Source organism: Gudongella sp. DL1XJH-153 (assembly GCF_049310905.1).
In the GTDB taxonomy this organism is placed as follows: Bacteria; Bacillota; Clostridia; order Tissierellales; family Tissierellaceae; genus Gudongella.
This window is the reverse complement of sequence record NZ_JBMEMN010000001.1, coordinates 205,005-226,776: the sequence shown is the minus strand read 5'-3', so window position 1 is coordinate 226,776 and position 21,772 is coordinate 205,005. Positions and strand designations below refer to the sequence as shown.

Here is a 21,772-nt window from a genome sequence, read left to right as displayed (position 1 = left end):
ACCAAAAAATGCATTACAACAATTTTATTTTACGAGTTTTTGCCAAATTATGATCAGTAAAGGAGATTAAAACATGAATTCAATAACAATTAATGGAAACGATTTAACACTTGAAGATGTTGTTAAGGTTGCAAGGTATGGAGCGAAAGTTGAAATTGATCAAAATCAGATACCCAAAATACTTGAGTCAAGACAATTTGTTGAAGATGCTCTAAATTCAGGACAAGCAATTTATGGTATAAACACTGGTTTTGGGAAGTTTGAGAATGTACCTATTTCTGAGGAACAACTTGATCTATTACAGAAAAATCTAATTTATTCTGATGCATGTGGTGTTGGAGAAGCTTTTGATACTGAAATTGTTCGTGCCATGTTACTATTGAGAGCTAATGCGGTTTGTAAAGGATACTCAGGAGTATTATTGAGAACCATCGAATGCATGGTGGATATGTTAAATAAGGGAGTACATCCAATAGTTAGATCTAAAGGATCAGTGGGAGCTTCAGGTGATCTATGCCCATTAGCACATATGGTATTGCCAATGATGGGTGAGGGAGAAGCCGAGTATGAAGGTAAAATCATGCCTGGAAAACAAGCAATGACTATGGCAGGGATTGAAACAATTACCCTTAAAGCAAAGGAAGGACTAGCTTTAATAAATGGAACACAGGCAATAACTGGAAATGCTGCATTGGCGGTTTATGACATGGAACAACTATTGAAGCAGGCAGATATAGTAAGTGCTCTGACGGTTGAAGCACTAGAAGGTATTGTTGATGCATTTGATGAAAGAATCAGCATGGTAAGACCTCATAAAGGGCAACTAGATGTTGCAAAGAATTTGAGGAATCTATTAAGTGGCTCAAAGTCAGTTACTAGACAAGGTGAAAAAAGGATGCAAGATGCATATAGTATAAGATGTATCCCACAGGTTCATGGTGCATCAAGACTTGCATTTGATTATGTAAAAGCAGCAGTTGAAACTGAGATAAATTCAGTTACAGACAATCCATTGATTTTCCCAGGCGAAGATGGGGCTTGCATATCTGGTGGAAACTTTCATGGGCAGCCAATGGCAATCGCCATGGATACATTGGGAATATTAGCTGCTGAAATAGCAAGCATTTCAGAAAGAAGAGTTGAAAGAATGGTTAATCCTTCACTGTCCAATGGTTTGCCTGCATTTTTGGTAAAAAATGGTGGTATTAATGATGGGTTTATGATACCTCAATATGTTGCAGCAGCATTGGTTTCAGAAAACAAGGTATTGGCTCACCCAGCCAGTGTAGATTCAATTCCGACATCTGCTAATCAAGAGGATCATGTTAGCATGGGAACCATTGCAGCCAGGCACGCTAGAACTATAGTTAACCATGCACAACATGTTGTAAGTATTGAGTTACTGTGTGCTGGACAAGCTGCTGATTTTAGGAATATAGATGACTTTGCTCCCAGTACTAGGGAAGCATATAATGTTTTGAGAGAGAAAGTGGATTTTATGGAAAATGATGTGATATTCTATCCAGAAATGGATGCTGCATTTGAGCTAATTGAAAGAGGAATTTTATTGGAAAGAGTAGAAAGACTCTCTGGAGATCTTCTATAGATAAATTTTAAGAATATTTGTTTTGGAATAATATAATTAGGAGGGCGAGATGAGTAAAGTTTTAATGGCTGAAGTTAATGTGAGTGAAGGGAAAGATTCTGGTTTAATTGAGAAATTAAAACAAGCAATTGTTTCAGTGGAAGGTATAGAGGTAATCGGAATAGAACCAGATGCGGATCATGATAGAACGGTATTTACCTATAAAGGTGAGCCTACCAAAGTATTGGAGGCGACAAAAAAATTAGTATCAAAAGCAATTGAATTAATTGATATGACAAAACACAAAGGTTCTCATCCAAGAATGGGATCAGTCGATATTTTGGATTTGACAGGCGGACCGCTGTTTGGGTTTGCCTGTTTTTTTTATGCTATTATGGATTATATAGGCATACACTTACAAAAGTTTTCAATTGATAGTATAATATTGTAGTATTAGCATATAGCTTAGTTTTTAATATACAATCTCTGTAAAGCTGTTGAACAAACAGAGGCATGAAAGGAGACAATCATGACTACAGTAAAAATTGGAAATACTGGTATTATAGTTAATAAGAATGGCTTTGGAGCTTTACCCATACAAAGGATTGATAGCTCACAGGCCAGACAAATATTGATCCGCGCATTTGAAGGTGGCATCAATTTTTTCGATACCTCTCGTGCTTACAGTGATAGCGAAGAGAAAATCGGCATGTCTTTATCCCATGTAAGGGACAAGATACATATTGCAACAAAAACCAAAGCCAGTAATGCAGATGAATTCTGGTCTGACTTGGAAAAATCACTCCAGAAATTAAAGACCGATTACATTGACATATACCAGTTTCATAATCTCTCATTCTGTCCGAAACCTGGTGATGGTACTGGATTATACGAAGCGATGCTGGAGGCTAAAGACAAAGGACTGATTAACCATATTGGTCTAACAAATCATAAAATGCATGTAGCCATGGAAGCAATTGAATCAGGTCTGTATAAGACTTTACAGTTTCCCTTTAGCTACCTGGCAACGGAGGATGAGATCAGGTTAGTTGAGATGTGCAAGGAAAATGGAGTTGGTTTTATAGCAATGAAGTCATTGGCGGGTGGTCTGATTAACAATTCCAGGGCAGCTTATGCGTATCTTTCACTTTTTGGAAACGTGTTGCCAATTTGGGGAGTGCAAAGAATCAATGAGTTGGAGGAGTTTCTGGAGTATGTAAAAAATCCTCCTGTTATGACTCCTGAGATATTGGACGTGATTGAAATGGATAAGAAAATCCTGTCAGGAGAATTTTGCAGAGGTTGTGGCTATTGTCTGCCTTGTCCGGCTGGGATTGACATCCCTAATGCAGCAAGGATGTCATTGATGATTAGAAGAGCACCCACCAAGGGCTTCTTCGGTGAAGCTTGGCAAATCAAGATGAAAAAAATTGAGGATTGCATAGATTGCAGGCATTGTTCAGACAACTGTCCGTATGGTCTGGATACGCCGAATCTGCTGAAGAGAAATCTGGAAGACTATGAACAAACTATCAAGACCAGTTCAGAGGTATAGATGAAATTGTCGATAGGATTGAATTGTTTTAAATAGAATATGTTGTTAGGAGTTGCCTATGAAAAGAGTAATATTGTTGATTTGCATAGTATTGGTAATAACCTTTATTCACCCTTCCTTTGCGGATGCTCAAGTCTACAAGGTAGCTGGTGACCAAGACTTTCCTCCCTATGAATACCTTGATGATGACGGTAAGTTCAAAGGGTTTAATGTGGATCTTATTAAGGCGATCAGTCTTGTAACCGGAATGGAGTTTGAGTTCCTTCCCATGAGTTGGGGGAATGCATATGTTTCGGTCCATCAGGGTAAGGCGGATATAATCCAGGGGATGAAGGAGTCTGATGAAAGACGAAACAAATTTCTGTTTTCTGAATCTCTTTTGATGAATTCACAATCAATATTCGTATTGGATGAGAATACTGATATTAGGGATGAAAATGATCTGGCAGGAAAACTTGTAGCCCTTAACAAGGAGGATACAGTACTTGAAGAAATCAGTGAGATAGAGAATGCAAGTATAATTGAATACGATACCCTTGGCGAAGCTCTGGACAGTCTACTAGACGGCGAGGTGGATGCTTTAGTTGGAAATACTCTGACGGTCAACTACTTGTGCAAGGAGAAGAATTCAATTGAGCTTGTGAAAATAGTTGGGGATTCCATTAATGAACAGAAGTATTCAATTGCTGTACATAAGAATAATACCGTGTTGATGAACAAGCTAAACGAAGGAATTAATGAGATTCAGGAAAACGGGATGTATGATTCCCTGTACAGAAAATGGTTTGGGGCACCCATAAGAAACACCAAGACAGATTATGAGTTTCTATGGAAAATGACATTGGGTTTAATCGCTGCTTTGGTTCTTCTGATCTATATCATAAAAAGTGCAAACGACAAGCTAAAGGCTGTTATCAATGCAAAGACTGAAGAACAAAAGGCTCTGATATATGAGCTGAGACATTATGACAAGTTGCAATTTATGAATCAGATAATATCATCCATTGCTCATGAGATTAGAAATCCCCTAACTTCAATAAAAATTTATACAAATCAGATCAGGGACAAGCTGGATAATCGTGAATTTATGCTAGCTGCATCTGAGGATATTCCTGTTGAGATTGACAGAATAGATGGGCTGATCAAGGAGTTTATGGAATATGCGTCGCCTAGAAGACCAGTGATTGCAAATATAAATCTGTATGAAGAAATAGTGAGCTCAATCAAGCTGGTTAAATTCCAAATCAATAAGATAAAGATTGAGGTTGATATTGACAAGTCGCTACGTGTAAAATTCGACATATCACAGTTTAAGCAGATAATAATAAACATACTTCTAAACAGCAATGATGCAGTAAAGGATATAGAGAAGCCAATTATTCAGATATCCGCAATGGAGGATGGAGAAGAAGTTGAACTAGTATTCAAGGATAATGGCTATGGTATGAAAGATGAGAATCTTCATTATATCTTCGAACCTTTCTACACAACAAAGGAGTATGGAAACGGTGTGGGGATGTTTGTTGTAAAGCAGATTATCGATGACAATGGTGGAAGCATTATTGCTGAAAGCGATGGAGAAAATCTGGGAATGAGCATTAAAGTGAGGGTTAAAAGGGGTGATATAGTTGAAGAATAAACTGCTTATTGTTGATGATGAGCCTAAAATACTAAGGTCGCTGAAATTTCTACTGGAGGATGACTTTCAGGTATTTACAAGTGGAAATTCAAAGGATGCTTTAAGTGTTTTCAAGGATGAAAGCATCAGTCTGGTTCTCCTTGATTTAAGACTGAAGGATGACAATGGAATAGATCTTATGGGAAAATTCCTGGAGATTGAATCAAAGGCAATAATAATAATTATGACTGCCTACTCAAGCTTGGAGATTTCAATCAAAGCGATAAAATCTGGTGCCTATTACTTTATAACAAAACCAATTGATAATGAGCAGCTTAAACTGTTGCTCAATACTGCAGATGAAAAACTGGATATGATGAATAAGATCAACAATCTCCAGGGACACATCAGAAAGGATATCATTGGAAACTCACCGAAGATAAGAAAAATCAATGAAGTTATTGATAGAGTGAAGAATACCAACGCTACAATTTTAATAACAGGTGAAAGTGGAACAGGCAAGGAACTGATTGCACAGAAGATTCACGGTACCAGCAACAGGGCTGGTAAACCTTATGTAGCAATAAACTGTGCTGCCATGCCTGGCGAGCTATTGGAAAGTGAGCTCTTTGGATACAAGAAGGGCGCATTTACTGGGGCTCAGAAGGATGAGATCGGTGTAATTAGACGAGCTGACAAGGGAACGCTTATTCTTGATGAAATAGGTGAGATGGATTTGAGATTGCAGTCAAAGCTTCTAAGATTCCTACAGGACAAGGAAGTAAGACCAATTGGTGACGCCACAAGCCACCAGGTCGATATTCGAATAATCTGCATTACAAACAGGAATCTAAAGAAGGAAGTGGAAGCAGGAAATTTCAGGGAGGATCTTTACTACAGAATCAATGTTATAAACATCGTCACACCGCTTTTAAGGGAACGGATTGATGACTTGAAGTACCTGGTGCCATATTTTATTGACAAGTACAATATATCCTTTGATAAGAATGTTAGGGGGATAACTGATGAGGCTTATGAGATACTCACCAACTACAGCTTTCAGGGCAATATCAGAGAGCTTGAGAATATCATCCAAAGGGCTGTTCTTTTAAGTATCTCAGACTATATTGATTCAGATTCATTGCATATCAGCCCACACAAACCCATTTCAAGCATTAATGAAGCCAGCGATGATTTCCTTAGGATCTACAAGGGTGAAAGCATGAAGGAGATTGAAAAGAAGGTAATTGAGTTCGCCCTTAAAAACAACAAGGACAACAGAAAGTGGACTGCCGATAGTCTGGGCATAGGAGAAAGAACGCTGAGATATAAAATAAAAGAGTACAATCTGTAAACAACCCTGCAAAATCTGCACCGTGCAAATTTTGCAGGGTTGTTTTATGTATAATTTCAATATTTGTTTTTCCTGTCTCTGCTATAAACTAGCAATATACACATAATATAGTTAAAAAATTACTTGGCATGGCTCTTGCAATTAGTTAAGTGCGAAATTATTTAATATTTAGCTAATTAAAGACAAGGAGGGAAGAGGGAAGTCGTTTTGTACGAATACATACTACTATAAAAATCGAAAATTAGGAGGATGTCATGAACTTTGAACTTATTGATGGTATTACGACGATTAATGTAAACTCGGCGGTCACTTTGGCTTTTGCTGCGTCACTATTGCTTTTAGGGTATTTCGTGAAAAACAAGGTAACTCTTTTGGACAAGTATTGTATACCTGCACCTGTTATCGGGGGATTCATATTCATGTTTGTCACTTGGATAGGTTACTTGACTGGAGCATTTTCATTTAGCTTTGACAACATATTCCAAAATACATTTATGCTTGCCTTCTTTACAACTGTTGGTCTTGGAGCCAGCTACAAGCTTCTTGTAAAGGGAGGAAAACTACTTATTGTTTACTGGCTAATCGCCGGTGTTGTATCAATACTTCAGAATACTTTGGGGATAGGACTTTCAATGGTATTGAATTTGGAGGCACCGTATGCGCTTTTGGCAAGTGCCATTTCCATGATAGGCGGTCACGGAGCAGCTCTTTCCTATGGTACTACATTTGGAGAGATGGGCTATGAGGCTGGACCTCTTGTTGGAGCTGCGGCAGCGACATTCGGTCTTATTTCTGCGGTTCTAATCGGTGGACCACTGGGTAGAAGATTGATCGTAAAAAACAATCTTACCCCTGATGAAGATTCAATATTTGATGCATCCGTTACTGATATCAACGTCGCTACAGGAGAAAAGCTAAGCTCACTTGATATTATGAAGAATGTATCTGTGATTTTTATATGCATGGCCTTTGGTACAATAATAGCAGGCTGGATCGGTAATCTGATTAACATGGGATTCCCTACATACGTAGGTGCAATGTTTGTAGCAGTTATTGTCAGAAACATAAATGAAAAATTGCATATGTACAGATTCGACTTTGGATTGGTTGATGAAATCGGAAATGTTACCCTTAACATCTACTTGTCACTGGCTCTTATGACACTGAAGCTTTGGGAGCTGTCAGGACTGATTGGTGGAGTGTTTATTGTAGTTATGTCACAGGTACTGTTGGTTTCACTTCTGGCATACTTTGTAGTCTTCAGAATCCTTGGTAAGAACTATGATGCAGCTGTTATGTGTGCAGGTCTTTGTGGTCACGGTCTTGGAGCGACTCCTTCAGCGATAGTCAACATGACTGCAGTAAACGAAAAATATGGAATGAGTAGAAAGGCCATGATGATTGTACCAATAGTTGGAGCTTTCCTTGTGGATGTTATTTACCAGCCACAAACAATATGGTTTATAAAAACCTTTGTTGAAAACTTGATGTAAATCAATTAGATTATAAGTAGAGAGTATTTTACTTCTAGAAAATAATTGGAGGTTGTTATGAGAAAATTAATGGAATGTGTACCAAATTTCAGTGAGGGTAGAGACGAAGCTTTAGTTGAGAAAATTATAGATGAGGTCAGAAAGATTGAAGGTATAACAATTCTTGACTATTCATCCGACAAGGATCACAACAGAACAGTTCTTACCATGATCGGTTCTCCTGAAAAGATAAAGGAAGCTGCAATCAATACTGCAAAAAAAGCTGCTGAGCTTATAGACATGTCAAAGCATGAAGGCGCTCATCCTAGAATGGGAGCTACAGATGTTATTCCATTCACTCCGGTATCAAATGTTACAATTGACGAGTGCAGGGAAGTTGCAAATGAAGTAGGAGCTGAAATTGGAAGCTGGGGAATACCAGTTTATCTATATGAAGATTCAGCATCAAAGCCTGAAAGACAAAATCTTGCAAAGGTAAGAAAAGGCCAGTACGAAGGATTCTTTGACAAGATCAAGGAAGAGGAGTGGAAGCCTGACTTCGGACCACAGGAAATGAATGCTAAGAGTGGTTGTACTGCTGTAGGTGCAAGAGTTCCTCTAGTGGCTTTCAATATTAACCTTGACACTCCTGATGTTGAAATTGCAAATGCAATTGCTAAGAAGGTTAGACATATCGGTGGTGGACTTAGATTTGTTAAGGGTATCGGTCTTAAGCTTGAAGAAAGAAATCAGACTCAGGTTTCAATGAATCTTGTTAACTACGAAAAGACTTCAGTATACCAGGCTTTTGAAATGGTTAAAATGGAAGCAAGGAGATATGGCGTCAATGTAGTAGGCAGTGAGGTTATCGGAACAATTCCAATGAAATCTCTTCTTGATGTTGCTGAGTACTATCTGCAAATTGAGAACTTTGGTATTGATCAGATTCTAGAGAAAAGATTGTTGGATGAACAATAAGAAACATTGAGCTTTACGGCTTTTAGGCTCGCACATGTGCGAGCCTATTTTTAAAGGGCCTAAGACAAAAAAATATATAGGAGGCATAAAATGGATTACAAAGATATAATGGAACTGATACTGGATACAGATGATGTTACAGTTGGAGGTGGAAGTGCTTCAGCATTATCAGGGGCTTTGGCCTGTGGATTGATTGGGATGGTTTGTAAGCTTTCGACAAAGAAGGATTACGGGATTGCACCTGAGAGACAGTTGGAAATAGCCAAGGAGCTTGAGGATATCAGAGACAGGTTATTGACTGGTATTGTAGATGATGCTAATGCATACGGTGTAATAATTGATGCATTCAAGCTTCCCAAAGAGACAGATGAAGAGAAGGAAGAGAGAAAAAAAGCTATTGCCAATGCTGGAGTAGTTGGAGCAACTGCACCGATGGAAAATGCAAAGCTTTGCAGAAGAGTATATGAAATAGGTATTGAGCTTGATGGAAAGTCAAATCCAAACTGCAATTCTGATTTGGTAATCGGTTATGAGCTGGCCAAGGACGGAACAAATGGATGTATTCTAAACATTGAGGCAAATCTTCCCCTAGTCAAGGATGAAGCAAAGATTCATGAGTTTAACAAGGCAATTAAGGATCTTAAAATAGACTAATAGATTTTTTATAAATAGTTAAGGGCAAGGTGTTGATATGAAAGAAAAAATAATCACTAAAGAAGAATTCATTAAGACAAAATGGGCTGGTGGTGAAACAACTCAGTTGACAATCTATCCGGAGGATGCAAATTTTTCTGAGAGGGATTTCCTGTGGAGAATTTCATCGGCTACATTTACTGGCACTGAATCAAAATTCTCGGATTTCAGTGGATATCAAAGGTATATTCTTCCCTTGGAGGGAAGACTCAGCGTTTTTCACAAGGGTCTCTACAGTAGGGAGCTGGACAAGTTTGAGGTGGAATACTTTGATGGATCCTGGGAAACATACTCAGAGAATTCTCTAGACTGCAGAGATTACAACTTTATCGTAAAAAATGGTAGTCTTGCCAAGATGCAGATTCTAAATAATGGTGACGACTATAATATTAAGGCTTCAGAAGTTACGACTCTTTTTTCAACAGAGGACTTTATGATTGAGCTTGCTGACGCATATATAAGGGAGATTGAAGGATTCTCACTTCTTGTTCTTGAAATTGACCAGGAAGAAAGGATTAAAATCAGGAGTGCTGGAGCACCAATTGTATTAACTGAGTTTTCAATAGATAATAAAAAAATCAAATAATTTTATCAGCTAATGATTCAGGCTACTGTAAATTTCAGTAGTCTGAATTTCTTTATACAAAATATTTAGGAAGTGCTTCTGATGGAGGAATCATACAAAAGAGTATATTCATACATTACGGGTATAAATATAAAAGTGGAAATAGATAGATAATACTAGAGTATCGGTACATTGGAGGTCTAATTATGAATGATAAACAAAGATACATCATGAAGAATGGCAAGGGTTTTGTAGCTGCGCTTGACCAGAGTGGCGGAAGTACGCCAAAGGCACTTTTGGGCTATGGAGTAACTGAAGACAAGTATGACAACGATGAAGAAATGTTTGATTTGGTGCATGAAATGAGAACTAGGATCATAACAAGTCCAGGCTTTAACTCAAAACATATATTGGCAGCTATTCTGTTTGAACAGACTATGGACCGAAAGGTGGAAGGCATGTTTACGGCGGATTATCTGTGGGAGAAAAAGGGAGTAGTTCCAATTCTTAAGGTTGACAAGGGTTTGGCGGATGAAAAGGATGGAGTCCAGCTTATGAAACCAATTCCAGAGCTGCGAGAGTTACTGGATCGGGCAGTCGAGAAAAATATTTTTGGCACCAAAATGAGATCGGTGATTAAAAAAGCCAATCCAGAATCGATTAAGAGGATTGTTCAGCAACAATTTGAAATTGGGAATCAAATAATGGCAAAGGGCTTGGTTCCAATCCTGGAACCGGAAGTTGATATTCACAGTGAGGATAAAAGAGAATCTGAAGAGATACTCAAGAAAGAAATTTTGGAGCACCTGGAGGCACTTTCCGAAGGCAAGGAGGTTATGTTAAAACTTTCATTACCAAGCGAGCCTGGTTTTTATACTGAATTGATAGAACATCCAAAAGTTATGCGTGTAGTTGCATTATCAGGTGGCTACAGTAGAGAAGAAGCTGTTAGACTCCTTTACAACAACCCAGGCTTGATTGCCAGCTTTTCAAGGGCGCTGGTGGAGGGTTTAAGTGTTGATCAAAGTGATGAAGAATTCAATGATATGCTCAGCAATTCTATCACTGAGATATTTGATGCATCGATTGCCTAAGAGTCAGAACAAGCGAAGATTTAAATTGTACCTGTGATTCACCGGTTATATTGATGGGTTTCTTAAATGAGAAATAGAGCTTAAAAATTAAGTTTAACGGACATACCACTAGTCCTTGGAGCGGTATGTCTGTTTTATTTTGTTAAAAAGTATTATAATATGAAGGTAGCTATCTATAATTACAAGTAACCATATAGGAGGCTTGGAAATGAGGAAAATACAAACAGATGATCTTATACCTATAATCAAAGATCTATGCAAGAAAGCTTGCTATGAATTAGAAATTGAATTAGTCGATAAATTGAAAGAGTCCTTTGAGGAGGAAGAATCAAAATTAGGTAAGGAAGTACTTGATGAATTGATTCACAATGCTGAGTACGCAAAGGAAAATCAGATAGCTTGCTGTCAGGATACAGGAATTACGTTTGTGCATATGGAAATAGGTCAGGGAGTAGTTTGGGAAGGTATGTATTTAAATGATGCTGTAAATGAAGGAGTAAGACAAGGATATGGAGAAGGTTATCTAAGGAAATCTGTTGTCGGGGATCCTCTCATTAGAGAAAACACTGGTGACAATACTCCTGCAGTTATCAGGACGGATATCGTTGAAGGTGATAAGGTAAAAATTGTTGTCATGCCTAAGGGAGCTGGTAGTGAAAACATGAGTAGATTAAAAATGTTAACTCCGGCTGATGGTTCTGAAGGTATTAAGAAGTTTGTATTGGAAACAATAAAACTAGCAGGTGGCAAGGCATGTCCTCCACTGATTGTTGGAGTAGGAATAGGCGGAACTATGGATCATGCTGCCTGGTTATCAAAGAAGGCACTTCAGAGACCTTTGGGTGAGGCAAACAAGGCAGGACACTTAATGAAACTAGAGCTGGAACTTTTGGAGGAAATCAACAAAACAGGTATTGGACCATTGGGATTAGGTGGTAGGGTAACTGCATTAGATGTAAATATCGAAACTTTCCCATGCCATATAGCAAGCTTGCCTGTTTCGGTGAACATACAATGCAATTCCAGTAGACATGCAACAGAAACCATATGATAAAAAATACAAGGAGCGTTAAAAATGAAAGCTAATCTTCCATTGACGACAGAGTTTGTCGAAGAACTCAACATAGGAGATGTACTGGAACTTACAGGATACATATATACAGCTAGAGACGCTGCACATAAAAGGATGGTTGAAGCCATAGAAAGAGAAGAAAAACTGCCGATAGAGCTAGAAAATCAGACTATATTTTACGCTGCTCCATGTCCGGCTCCTCCAGATAAGTCGATTGGTTCAATAGGTCCCACAACAAGCGTTAGAATGGACCCATATGTTGAGACTTTATTAAAAGAAGGACTTATTGCCATGATTGGAAAGGGTGATAGATCTGATTATATCCCACCTTTAATGAAGAAATACAAGGCAGTATATCTTCTGGGAATAGGTGGTGCTGCAGCAATTATGGCCAGAAAAGTTAAGGAAGCTAGAGAAATTGCTTATGAGGATTTAGGGCCAGAATCAATTAAAGAACTATATGTTGAGAATTTAAAGGTGATAGTGGGTATCGATACAAAAGGACGTATTCTTCAGGAAGAAGGCATTGCAAAGTATCAAAAGATTTGAATAACCAGTTATAGACCAAATAGATAGTTAAATATCCTGGTGAATACAACAATGAGGTAGATTTAATCGAAGAAGATGTTTACTTTAAAAGGAGTAGGTGATTGCATTTGAATTTAAGAGAAGAAGCACTCAAATTGCACAGAGATAATAAAGGGAAGTTGGAGGTGGTTAGCAAAGTAAAAGTGGAAAACGGTAAGGATCTAAGTCTAGCATACACTCCGGGAGTAGCTGAACCTTGCAAGGATATTGAAGCTAATCCCGAATTGGTTTACGAATATACAAGCAAGGGAAACATGGTTGCCGTAGTAACTGATGGGTCTGCTGTCTTGGGTCTTGGAAATATAGGCTCTTTAGCCGGGCTGCCTGTAATGGAGGGCAAAGCAGTACTTTTTAAGACTTTTGCGAATATCGATGCATTTCCCATATGTCTTGAAAGTCAGGACACTGATACCATAGTGGAGACAGTCAAGCAAATAGCACCTTCTTTTGGAGGAATAAACCTCGAGGATATTTCAGCACCTAGATGCTTTGAAATTGAAGAAAGGCTGAAAAAAGAATTGAATATTCCAGTTTTTCATGATGATCAGCATGGTACAGCTATAGTCGTATTGGCAGGTATAGTCAATGGATTAAAGGTAGTGGAAAAAAGAATGGAAGATGTAACTGCTGCCATAAGTGGTGCTGGAGCTGCGGGTATTGCTATCGCTAAACTACTGGTCAATGCAGGCATCAAGGATGTAATTATTTGCAATAGTAGAGGAATTTTGGATAAAGATGACGAGAAGCTAGATCCAATTAGAAGAGAAATTGCTATTTCAACTAATGGATCAAATATTAGAGGTTCCTTGGCAGATGCGATGGTGGGAACTGATATTTTCATCGGAGTTTCAGCTCCTGATATTGTAACCAAAGAAATGGTTGAAAGTATGAATGATAACTCAATTGCATTTGCCATGGCAAACCCTATACCAGAGGTTTTGCCGGAAATTGCACTGGCAGGTGGAATAAGGGTAATGGGAACGGGTAGATCAGATTTCCCAAATCAGATAAACAATGTTTTGGCATTTCCAGGTATTTTTAAAGGGGTATTTAGAGTAAGGGCAACTGAGATAAATGAAGAGATGAAGCTGGCTGCGGCTTATGCCATTGCAAGTCTTGTAAGTGATGAAGAACTGACTGAGGAATACATAATTCCTAAGGCTTTCGATGATAGAGTTGCCATTGCAGTATCAGAAGCAGTCGCTGAAGCTGCAGTAAGATCAGGAGTAGCTAGAATTAAATAGAATCAAATAAAAACCAATGCCGTCTTTCCTTTGTGGAAAGACGGTTTTTTAGCGGAATAACCTAAAATATTTTGTATTTTTCAGAATAGTAATATAATTAAGAAAATTAAATTGAAACATGATATAATAATTTAATGTAGAATTTTTATTGGATTAGCATTGCTGTTAGCAAAATAGTGATAATAATCTTCTAAGAATAATAGAAACCTATGAATTAAGGGTAAATAATATCTATAGACAGACATCGATTAACCTCCCAGAAACAATAAGGTTACCTCTTCCAATGAAGATCATACCTAAAGCTGTTGATAAAAGGTTTTCATGAGATTCGGATTTTCTCTCAGTTGTCATTTTCTGAAGATAAAAACTCACGATGTATTTGATGCACTCATTTATAGTAATAATAGGTAGGTTTTGACAATATCTCAGACCTACTAATGGAGGTTTGGAATGAAAAATCATGTTCTGGAAGTAAGGAATCTAAGCACCAGCTTTCATAGTGGGAAAAAAGAAATACCGGCAGTTGAGAATCTTAGCTTTAGTATTTTAGAGGGAGAAACTCTTGGAATAGTTGGAGAGTCAGGATCAGGTAAAAGTGTAACTGCTTTGTCAATCATGAGACTAATACCCAACCCCCCCGGAGAGATAATCGGTGGGGAGATTTTATATAAGGATTCAGATTTACTGAAGATAAGCGATGAAAAAATACGTCAAATCAGAGGGAACAGTATATCCATGATATTTCAGGAACCCATGACATCGCTAAATCCTGTGTATACTATTGGCAATCAGCTATCTGAAGCATTGATATTACATAAAAATCTCTCAAAGAAGGAAGCGATGGCTAAATCTCTTCAAATGCTAATTAGTGTGGGAGTACCTTTAGCCGAAAAAAGGCTTAGACAATATCCACATCAGTTAAGCGGTGGAATGCGTCAAAGAGTTATGATTGCAATGGCACTTTCCTGTGAGCCTGATATTTTGATTGCTGATGAACCGACCACTGCTTTGGATGTAACCATTCAAGCACAAATATTAAATTTAATCAAGGGAATGAAGGATAGGATGGGGACAGCTGTTTTGCTAATAACACATGACATGGGAGTTATAGCTGAAGTAGCGGACAAGGTTTTGGTAATGTACTGTGGAAGAGCAGTTGAGTACTCTGATGTCAGGACTTTATTCAAGACACCCAGACATCCTTACACTGTAGGGTTATTGGAGTCCATACCTAGTATTGAGGGTGAGAGGAAAGAGCTGCATTCAATAGGGGGTTCAGTCCCAACTCCAGGTCAGATTACTGAAGGTTGCAGATTCAAGACCAGATGTGACTTTGTGATGGAAAAGTGCATGACCTTGGAACCTCCAATTTTTGATGTAGATGAGAGCAAAGTGAGATGCTGGAAGTATGAGTAGCAGGGGTGATGGGATGAATAATAATATTTTGGAAGTCAATGATCTAAAAGTACATTTTCCAATAAAGGGGCAACTGATACCCAAGACAGTTGGATATGTCAAGGCTGTAGATGGAGTTGGCTTTGACATAGAATATGGTGAAACACTTGGACTGGTTGGGGAAAGCGGTTGCGGCAAATCTACAACCGGTAGAGCAATACTAAGACTTCTAAAGGTAAATTCAGGCAGGATTTTCTTTGAAGGAAAAGACGTGCTTAAGCTAAAAAAGAACGAACTTAAGGAAACCAGAAAAAACATGCAGCTTATATTTCAGGATCCCTATGCATCTCTTAATCCAAGGATGACCATAGGCGATGCAATTGAAGAAGTCCTTCTCGTGCATAATTTTGGAACAAGACTCCAAAGAAATAAAAGAACAGAGGAACTAATCCAATTGGTTGGCTTGAGCAAGACTTATTTGACACGTCATCCACATGAGTTTAGTGGAGGGCAGAGACAGAGGATTGTTATCGCAAGAGCGTTGGCTGTAGAGCCAAAGCTGTTGATATGTGATGAACCTGTATCAGCCTTAGATGTATCAATACAGTCTCAAATAATTAATCTGTTGGAGAATCTTCAAAAGGAATTGGATATTGCATATCTATTTATTGCTCATGACTTAAGTGTTGTTAAACATATCAGCAAGAGAATCGCAGTGATGTACTTAGGGAAAATAGTTGAAGTTTCTGATAGCGATGAATTGTTTAGAAATGCTCTACACCCATATACGCAGGCTCTTTTGTCTGCTATTCCAGTAATTGATCCTGATTCAAAAAAGAAAAGAATCATACTGGAAGGAGATATGCAGGACATCATGGAGCCACCAAAAGGCTGCAGATTTAATAATAGATGCATGTACGCAATGGATCGTTGCTACAACGAAGAACCAGAGACAATTGATTTTGGAGGGGGTCATACCGTTGACTGCCATCTTTACAAATAGAAAACTATAGGAGGGAACAATCGTGAAAAAGAATTCTAAAAGAAAATGGACTTTGGCATTATTGGTACTGTTCACCATCTCATCCATATTAACCGGATGTGCTACTGGTGATACAGTGGATGGACCATCAGGAGAATCAGAAGCAAATGGAGAAAAAGAGAAGGTATTGGTTATCGGTTATGAAAGAGATGCCGAAATTCTAGACCATATCAAGACTGGTTGGTATTCTGATGCTTTGGTTTATATTTATGATAGGCTGGTATCCAGAGACTATGATTTTAATTATGAACCGGGGCTTGCAGAATCATGGGATACATCTGAGGATGGAATGATTTGGACATTTCACTTGAAGGAAGGAGTTAAGTTTCACAATGGAACTCCATTAACTGCAGATGATGTCAAATGGACGCTTGACACAATTCTAGATCCTGATACTGCATCACCTGCTCAAAGTGATTTTGCTGCTATAAAGGCAGTGGAAGTGGTGGATGATCTAACTGTAAATGTAATATTGAACACACCATTTCCAAACCTTTTGTTTGTACTTTCCAATACATCGGCAAGTATCGCAAGTCAAGATGCATATGAAGAGTATGGAGATGAATATGGAATCAAGTATGTGATTGGAACAGGAGCATATATGTTTGAAGAGTGGATCCAAGGGGATAAGATTGTACTGGTCAAGAACCCTGATTATACATGGGGACCTGAGTGGATGTCCAATACCGGACCTTCTGCCATTGATAAAATAGTCTTAAGAACAATACCTGAGGAAAATTCGAGACTAATGGAATTGCTTTCAGGCAATGTCCATATACTAAGGGATGTACCTGCAACCTTTATTGACAAGGTTGGGGATGAACCGGATGTTGAAATATTCCGAGGGGAGTCCACTAAGCTTGGATATCTTGCATATGCAACTGATAAGGAACCTTTTACAGATCTAAGAGTTCGCCAGGCAATAAATCATGCTATCAATAAAGATGAGATAATAACCTATGTATTCAGGGATGTTGGTATAGCAGCAGATGGTTACTTGCCTCCTGCTTTAACGAGCGAATACTACGCAGATAGCAAAAAAGACGGATACGAGTACAATGTTGAAAAAGCAAAAGAATTACTTAAAGATGCTGGATTCGAGGATGGTTTGAAATTGAAACTGGCAGCAGAAAATTCTACAGAATACAGTAGACTGGCAGAAGTTTTGCAAAATCAACTTAAGGATGTAGGAATCGAAGTAGAAATACAACTATATGACAGTTCAAGCTATACAGCTATGCTTAGAACAGGTGAACAGGAGTTGTTCCTGAGACTTTACAGCTGGCCAAATGCGGATATTCTGGATTGGTTCCTGTTATCGAGCCAGATGCCATATCCAAACCATTCAAGATGGAATGATCCAACTACGGATGAGCTTATTAAGGCTGCGGCTTCATCGCCTACTTGGGAAACCAGAGCAGATGGATATCACGAGGTACAGAAACACTTGATTTCTCAGGCTGTTTGGGCTCCGATCTATGTTCCTGAAAGGCTGATAGCAGTTAGAAAAGAGGTTCAAAACTTTAAGTTGCACCCATGGATTACTTTCTACAACGATGGAATAGATTTGATTGTAGATTAAATATTTATTGGATTAACCAGATAAGGAGGTGAGTCAATGCTAAAATACATCATAAAAAAAATCATATTAATGATACCTGTGCTTATTGGGTTGACAATAATTATATTTCTGATACTTCATCTTGCTCCAGGGGATCCTGTAGACTTGATTGTTGGACCCAATGCCACACCGGAAGTTTATGAAAACATCAGAAGAGATCTTGGCCTTGACAAACCACTTTTGACTCAATACCTGGTATTTGTCGGCAAGTTGCTGAAGGGGGACCTTGGAGATTCCATACTGCAGAGAAGGCCTGTAATGGATATGATTATCCAAAGATTCCCCGTCACTCTAGAGGTAGGAATATGGGCTTTGATACTGTCATTTGTGATTGCTATCCCGACTGGTATCCTGGCTGCTGTGAATAGGAATTCAACCTTGGATTATGCTGCCATGACTTTTGCTCTGGTTGGAGTATCCATGCCTACATTTTTTCTTGGCTTGCTTCTGTTATACTTCTTTGCCTTTAGACTTGGATGGTTTCCAGTATCAGGTTATGGTACCTGGAGGCATCTAATACTACCTGTAATAGCCATTGGGGTAACCGACGCAGCTGTTACCGCCAGGATGGTAAGGTCCAGCATGCTTGAGGTGATTGGGCAGGACTATGTAAGAACCGCCAGAGCCAAGGGCTTGGATGAGAATAAGGTTATTAACAAACATGCCTTAAAGAATGCCCTTATACCTATAATAACCTTGTTAGGTATGAGAATGGGATGGATTATGGGTGGGTCAGTTATACTTGAAATTGTTTTTAACAGACCTGGAATTGGACGGCTTATGGTAGAGGCAATCTTTTCAAGGGACTACCCTGTTGTCCAGGGGTCAATGCTTCTCTTGACTGCATCCATATTGCTTGGAAATCTAATTGCCGACATACTCTATGCAGTAGCTGATCCACGAATTAAGTATTAGAATAGTTGCAGAAAGTGAGGTGTCATTAAGATGGATGAAGGGATGGATTTTTTTGAAGAAATGGAACCAGTAGATGACAGCTCAGGTTTTTTGGTGCGACTGTTTTCAAATAGAATGGCGCGTTTTGGTGGAGTTGTTATCCTGGTCGTCTTATTATTTGCGATTTTTGCTCCAATAATTGCACCATATGAATATGATGCAATGAATCTACCGGAAATGTTAAAAGCGCCAAGTGCAGACAATATTTTTGGAACAGACGAGTTTGGGAGAGACATATTCAGTAGAATAATATATGGGTCAAGAATATCATTGAAGGTTGGTTTTCTGGCAGTTGGAATTTCCATGTTGATTGGGACGACCCTAGGAGCATTGGCTGGGTTTTATGGAGGTGTAATAGATCTAATAATTTCTGGAATAACGGATATTGCATGGTCTTTTCCTGTTACTTTGTTGGCTATAGCTTTTGTAGCTGCTTTAGGACCCAGTTTGACCAATCTAATAATTGCATTGGCCATTGTTTCTTGGTCTGGCTTTGCAAGACTAGTGAGAGGACAATTCCTGTCTTTAAGGGAGAAAGAATTTGTTGAGGCAGCAAGGTCCCTGGGAATGAGCGATTCGAGAATAATACTTAAGCATATTTTACCTAATGCTTTTGCACCAATCATAGTACTTACATCTCTTGAAGTACCCAAAGCCATAATCATCGAAGCTTCATTAAGCTTCCTTGGCCTGGGAGCTCAACCCCCCGCACCAAGTTGGGGCTCAATCATGAGTTCCGGGAGAGACTATATCATGGAGGCACCGTGGGTTTCGTTTTTTCCAGGAATAATGATTGCATTGATTGTGTTGGGCTTCAATCTTTTTGGTGATGCACTTAGAGATACACTTGATCCAAGATTAAAGGACTAAAGAAAAGAGCTTAACATAAAATCCCTCATAAGGTACTGCTACCTAATGAGGGACTTCTTACTTGATTGTCTAGTTTTTTAAAGCTTGTCTATTTTTGCTGCAAGGATAAAGTCATTCTCGTGAAGTCCCTTGATCTTGTGGGTCATAAGCTTTGCCTTAAGCTTTCCCCAGGAGACTGTAAGGATGGGATGATGGCCTTCTTCCTCTGCAAGCTCTGCAATTTTGTTGGCAAAGTCCATTGCTCCCATAAAATCGTCGAACTTGAAGGTTTTCTGGATAGCCTTGTCATCTTCGCTGCTCCAACCTTCTTCCAGTTCCTTAAGCATATCTTTGACCTCATCAGGTTGCAATGGTATTGCTCCTACTTCACAAGGAACACATTTTTTGTTTGAAAGTTCACTCAATATGAACACCTCCTTTGTCATCTAGTATATTGTTACCCATAAATGGTCTGAATTATTGAAATAGTGTTTATTTATGATGTCAATAAGTGTGTTGATTGTGATATAATTTATTCAACTGAGTAATATTTGGGAGGAGATTGGATGAACGTTAAAATTGAGACGAGAATTGAGGATGTTACATTAAGATTAGCTGAAGAAAAGGATATTTCATTGATTCTGAGATTTATAAAGGAGCTTGCTGACTATGAGGAGCTGCTTCATGAGGTTGTTGCAACCGAAGAGATTTTAAGGGAGAGCCTTTTTGAGAGAAAAGCAGCAGAAGTTGTAATTGCAGAGTTCAAAGGCGAGCCTGTAGGTTTTGCACTGTTCTTCCACAATTTTTCTACATTCCTTGGAAGGCCTGGACTGTACTTGGAGGATCTTTATGTACAGCCTCAGATGAGGGGAAAAGGAATCGGTAAACTTCTTCTTGCATACCTTGCCAAGCTTGCAATTGAAAGAGGATGTGGCAGATTCGAATGGTGGTGTCTTGACTGGAACAAATCATCAATTGACTTTTACAAGAGCATCGGTGCCATTCCAATGGATGAATGGACAGTCTATAGAGTATGTGACAAGGCCCTTGTGGACCTGGCAGAAGAATTTTAGCAGGGAGGAAATAAGTTGAGATTATATATTACCAGACACGGACAGACCAAGTGGAATACAGAAGGAAGACTTCAGGGGTGGATGAATTCACCTTTGACGCCAAAAGGATTAAAAGGGGCGGAGCAACTTGGAGACGCATTGAAGGATGTTCATTTTGATGCCATATATTCAAGTGACCAGTATAGAGCTGTTAAAACTGCTGAAATAATTTCTGGGAACAGAGCAGTTGAGATCAGACAGATCATGGAATTAAGAGAAATTGGTTTCGGACTATGGGAAGGTAAGAGACTTGCTGATATAAAGAAAAAGTATTCACAGGAGTTTCACAATTACATGAACAAACCATTGGCTTACAAATCCTACGGAGGAGAGTCGGTGGACGAGCTCTTTGACAGAGTTGAAAAAGCACTACATATGGTTATGGAATCAGGAGGGGAAAATGTTTTGATTGTAGCCCACGGAGTTACTATCAAGGCTTTGATAACAATACTTAAGGGATTGCCAAGAGCATCAATTTCAGAGCTGCCTGTTTATCCTGGAACTTCTTTGAGCATATTCAAGAGAAAAAAAGATTTGTGGGAAATTGAACTAGAGGCTGATACATCTCATTTTAAAGAGTAATTAATGGAGGTTTTTCAATGAGCGGATTTAATTTGATGTTTATGGTTTTTCCAGTATTTTTTCTGCTGATTTTTGCAATAATTGCGATAACATTGATTAAAGGCTTGGTGGGTTGGAAGCATAATAACGATCAACCGGTCCTGAATGTCAATGCATCTGTAGTATCAAAGAGGACAAACTACAGACATTCCGCCAATCATCATAACAATCGTTCCTTTGGAACTGGGCATACAAACTACTTTGTAACTTTTCAATTTGACAGTACAGACAGACTTGAGCTCCAGGTCGACGGAGAGGATTATGGTATGATGGTCGAAGGTGATGAGGGAGTGCTGGTTTTTCAAGGGAAAAGATTTCACAGCTTTGACAGATTTTCTGACTTATAACTGAAGGGACTGA

General features: G+C 38.7%; 22 protein-coding genes. 21 read left to right on the top strand and 1 reads right to left on the bottom strand.

Annotated elements, in window-relative coordinates:
* The first annotated feature begins 73 nt into the window (after positions 1 to 73).
* From hutH to ACOEN1_RS01105, 18 genes are all read left to right on the top strand, one after another.
* Entirely contained in the window at positions 74 to 1,606 is a 1,533-nt protein-coding gene (gene hutH / locus ACOEN1_RS01190; RefSeq protein WP_422484581.1) for a histidine ammonia-lyase, read from the top strand.
* A gap of 49 nt (positions 1,607 to 1,655) precedes the next feature.
* Positions 1,656 to 2,036, top strand: a complete 381-nt coding sequence (locus ACOEN1_RS01185) for a hypothetical protein (RefSeq protein ID WP_422484580.1) — start codon at positions 1,656 to 1,658, stop codon at positions 2,034 to 2,036.
* Between the two features lie 78 nt (positions 2,037 to 2,114).
* The gene (locus tag ACOEN1_RS01180; RefSeq protein ID WP_422484579.1) at positions 2,115 to 3,140 is read left to right on the top strand and encodes an aldo/keto reductase; all 1,026 of its coding nucleotides are present in this window, start codon (positions 2,115 to 2,117) and stop codon (positions 3,138 to 3,140) included.
* Between the two features lie 58 nt (positions 3,141 to 3,198).
* Complete coding sequence (locus ACOEN1_RS01175; RefSeq protein ID WP_422484578.1) at positions 3,199 to 4,779, top strand: transporter substrate-binding domain-containing protein; 1,581 nt, start codon at positions 3,199 to 3,201, stop codon at positions 4,777 to 4,779.
* A complete protein-coding gene (locus ACOEN1_RS01170) occupies positions 4,769 to 6,112 on the top strand; it encodes a sigma-54-dependent transcriptional regulator (RefSeq protein WP_422484577.1) in 1,344 nt (447 codons plus the stop codon). Before ACOEN1_RS01175 ends, ACOEN1_RS01170 begins: the two co-directional genes overlap by 11 nt.
* A 254-nt stretch (positions 6,113 to 6,366) precedes the next feature.
* On the top strand, positions 6,367 to 7,605 hold the full coding sequence (gene gltS, locus ACOEN1_RS01165) for a sodium/glutamate symporter (RefSeq protein ID WP_422484576.1): 1,239 nt from the start codon (positions 6,367 to 6,369) through the stop codon (positions 7,603 to 7,605).
* 57 nt (positions 7,606 to 7,662) lie between these two features.
* Complete coding sequence (ftcD, locus tag ACOEN1_RS01160) at positions 7,663 to 8,562, top strand: glutamate formimidoyltransferase (RefSeq protein WP_422484575.1); 900 nt, start codon at positions 7,663 to 7,665, stop codon at positions 8,560 to 8,562.
* Positions 8,563 to 8,652: 90 nt separating this feature from the next.
* On the top strand, positions 8,653 to 9,216 hold the full coding sequence (locus ACOEN1_RS01155) for a cyclodeaminase/cyclohydrolase family protein (RefSeq protein ID WP_422484574.1): 564 nt from the start codon (positions 8,653 to 8,655) through the stop codon (positions 9,214 to 9,216).
* Between the two features lie 37 nt (positions 9,217 to 9,253).
* Positions 9,254 to 9,841 (top strand): HutD family protein, encoded by a 588-nt coding sequence (locus ACOEN1_RS01150; RefSeq protein ID WP_422484573.1) that lies wholly within the window; start codon positions 9,254 to 9,256, stop codon positions 9,839 to 9,841.
* Between the two features lie 185 nt (positions 9,842 to 10,026).
* Positions 10,027 to 10,914: a fructose bisphosphate aldolase gene (locus ACOEN1_RS01145; protein WP_422484572.1), complete on the top strand. Its 888-nt coding sequence runs from the start codon at positions 10,027 to 10,029 to the stop codon at positions 10,912 to 10,914.
* A 208-nt stretch (positions 10,915 to 11,122) separates the two neighbouring features.
* Positions 11,123 to 11,965, top strand: a complete 843-nt coding sequence (locus ACOEN1_RS01140; RefSeq protein ID WP_422484571.1) for a fumarate hydratase — start codon at positions 11,123 to 11,125, stop codon at positions 11,963 to 11,965.
* A gap of 24 nt (positions 11,966 to 11,989) precedes the next feature.
* Positions 11,990 to 12,535, top strand: a complete 546-nt coding sequence (locus ACOEN1_RS01135; protein ID WP_422484570.1) for a FumA C-terminus/TtdB family hydratase beta subunit — start codon at positions 11,990 to 11,992, stop codon at positions 12,533 to 12,535.
* A 107-nt stretch (positions 12,536 to 12,642) separates the two neighbouring features.
* Complete coding sequence (locus tag ACOEN1_RS01130) at positions 12,643 to 13,818, top strand: NAD(P)-dependent malic enzyme (RefSeq protein WP_422484655.1); 1,176 nt, start codon at positions 12,643 to 12,645, stop codon at positions 13,816 to 13,818.
* A gap of 450 nt (positions 13,819 to 14,268) precedes the next feature.
* Positions 14,269 to 15,234, top strand: a complete 966-nt coding sequence (locus ACOEN1_RS01125) for an ABC transporter ATP-binding protein (RefSeq protein ID WP_422484569.1) — start codon at positions 14,269 to 14,271, stop codon at positions 15,232 to 15,234.
* A gap of 13 nt (positions 15,235 to 15,247) precedes the next feature.
* On the top strand, positions 15,248 to 16,216 hold the full coding sequence (locus ACOEN1_RS01120) for an ABC transporter ATP-binding protein (RefSeq protein ID WP_422484568.1): 969 nt from the start codon (positions 15,248 to 15,250) through the stop codon (positions 16,214 to 16,216).
* Between the two features lie 22 nt (positions 16,217 to 16,238).
* Positions 16,239 to 17,837 (top strand): ABC transporter substrate-binding protein, encoded by a 1,599-nt coding sequence (locus tag ACOEN1_RS01115; RefSeq protein ID WP_422484567.1) that lies wholly within the window; start codon positions 16,239 to 16,241, stop codon positions 17,835 to 17,837.
* Positions 17,838 to 17,873: 36 nt separating this feature from the next.
* On the top strand, positions 17,874 to 18,791 hold the full coding sequence (gene nikB, locus ACOEN1_RS01110; protein WP_422484566.1) for a nickel ABC transporter permease: 918 nt from the start codon (positions 17,874 to 17,876) through the stop codon (positions 18,789 to 18,791).
* 30 nt (positions 18,792 to 18,821) lie between these two features.
* A complete protein-coding gene (locus ACOEN1_RS01105) occupies positions 18,822 to 19,700 on the top strand; it encodes an ABC transporter permease (protein WP_422484565.1) in 879 nt (292 codons plus the stop codon).
* Positions 19,701 to 19,777: 77 nt separating this feature from the next.
* On the opposite strand, the gene ACOEN1_RS01100 is transcribed toward ACOEN1_RS01105, so the two are convergent.
* Positions 19,778 to 20,104 (bottom strand): 4a-hydroxytetrahydrobiopterin dehydratase, encoded by a 327-nt coding sequence (locus tag ACOEN1_RS01100; RefSeq protein ID WP_422484564.1) that lies wholly within the window; start codon positions 20,102 to 20,104, stop codon positions 19,778 to 19,780.
* 141 nt (positions 20,105 to 20,245) lie between these two features.
* Between ACOEN1_RS01100 and ACOEN1_RS01095 the strand changes: the two genes are divergently transcribed.
* Genes ACOEN1_RS01095 through ACOEN1_RS01085 form a run of 3 tightly spaced genes read left to right on the top strand, consistent with a single transcriptional unit; the run spans position 20,246 to position 21,759 of the window.
* Positions 20,246 to 20,752 carry a GNAT family N-acetyltransferase gene (locus ACOEN1_RS01095; protein ID WP_422484563.1) on the top strand — a complete coding sequence of 169 codons (507 nt, stop codon included), beginning with the start codon at positions 20,246 to 20,248 and terminating at the stop codon, positions 20,750 to 20,752.
* Positions 20,753 to 20,767: 15 nt separating this feature from the next.
* Positions 20,768 to 21,373 (top strand): histidine phosphatase family protein, encoded by a 606-nt coding sequence (locus tag ACOEN1_RS01090; RefSeq protein ID WP_422484562.1) that lies wholly within the window; start codon positions 20,768 to 20,770, stop codon positions 21,371 to 21,373.
* A gap of 17 nt (positions 21,374 to 21,390) precedes the next feature.
* Complete coding sequence (locus ACOEN1_RS01085; RefSeq protein ID WP_422484561.1) at positions 21,391 to 21,759, top strand: DUF2500 domain-containing protein; 369 nt, start codon at positions 21,391 to 21,393, stop codon at positions 21,757 to 21,759.
* Positions 21,760 to 21,772 lie beyond the last annotated feature (13 nt).

Excerpts from the sequence above, each read along its gene's own strand:
- hutH (WP_422484581.1), top strand. The coding sequence starts at position 74 with ATGAATTCAATAACAATTAATGGAAACGATTTAACACTTGAAGATGTT.
- ACOEN1_RS01185 (WP_422484580.1), top strand. The coding sequence starts at position 1,656 with ATGAGTAAAGTTTTAATGGCTGAAGTTAATGTGAGTGAAGGGAAAGAT.
- ACOEN1_RS01180 (WP_422484579.1), top strand. The coding sequence starts at position 2,115 with ATGACTACAGTAAAAATTGGAAATACTGGTATTATAGTTAATAAGAAT.
- ACOEN1_RS01175 (WP_422484578.1), top strand. The coding sequence starts at position 3,199 with ATGAAAAGAGTAATATTGTTGATTTGCATAGTATTGGTAATAACCTTT.
- gltS (WP_422484576.1), top strand. The coding sequence starts at position 6,367 with ATGAACTTTGAACTTATTGATGGTATTACGACGATTAATGTAAACTCG.
- ftcD (WP_422484575.1), top strand. The coding sequence starts at position 7,663 with ATGAGAAAATTAATGGAATGTGTACCAAATTTCAGTGAGGGTAGAGAC.
- ACOEN1_RS01155 (WP_422484574.1), top strand. The coding sequence starts at position 8,653 with ATGGATTACAAAGATATAATGGAACTGATACTGGATACAGATGATGTT.
- ACOEN1_RS01150 (WP_422484573.1), top strand. The coding sequence starts at position 9,254 with ATGAAAGAAAAAATAATCACTAAAGAAGAATTCATTAAGACAAAATGG.
- ACOEN1_RS01145 (WP_422484572.1), top strand. The coding sequence starts at position 10,027 with ATGAATGATAAACAAAGATACATCATGAAGAATGGCAAGGGTTTTGTA.
- ACOEN1_RS01140 (WP_422484571.1), top strand. The coding sequence starts at position 11,123 with ATGAGGAAAATACAAACAGATGATCTTATACCTATAATCAAAGATCTA.
- ACOEN1_RS01135 (WP_422484570.1), top strand. The coding sequence starts at position 11,990 with ATGAAAGCTAATCTTCCATTGACGACAGAGTTTGTCGAAGAACTCAAC.
- ACOEN1_RS01125 (WP_422484569.1), top strand. The coding sequence starts at position 14,269 with ATGAAAAATCATGTTCTGGAAGTAAGGAATCTAAGCACCAGCTTTCAT.
- ACOEN1_RS01120 (WP_422484568.1), top strand. The coding sequence starts at position 15,248 with ATGAATAATAATATTTTGGAAGTCAATGATCTAAAAGTACATTTTCCA.
- nikB (WP_422484566.1), top strand. The coding sequence starts at position 17,874 with ATGCTAAAATACATCATAAAAAAAATCATATTAATGATACCTGTGCTT.
- ACOEN1_RS01105 (WP_422484565.1), top strand. The coding sequence starts at position 18,822 with ATGGATGAAGGGATGGATTTTTTTGAAGAAATGGAACCAGTAGATGAC.
- ACOEN1_RS01095 (WP_422484563.1), top strand. The coding sequence starts at position 20,246 with ATGAACGTTAAAATTGAGACGAGAATTGAGGATGTTACATTAAGATTA.
- ACOEN1_RS01085 (WP_422484561.1), top strand. The coding sequence starts at position 21,391 with ATGAGCGGATTTAATTTGATGTTTATGGTTTTTCCAGTATTTTTTCTG.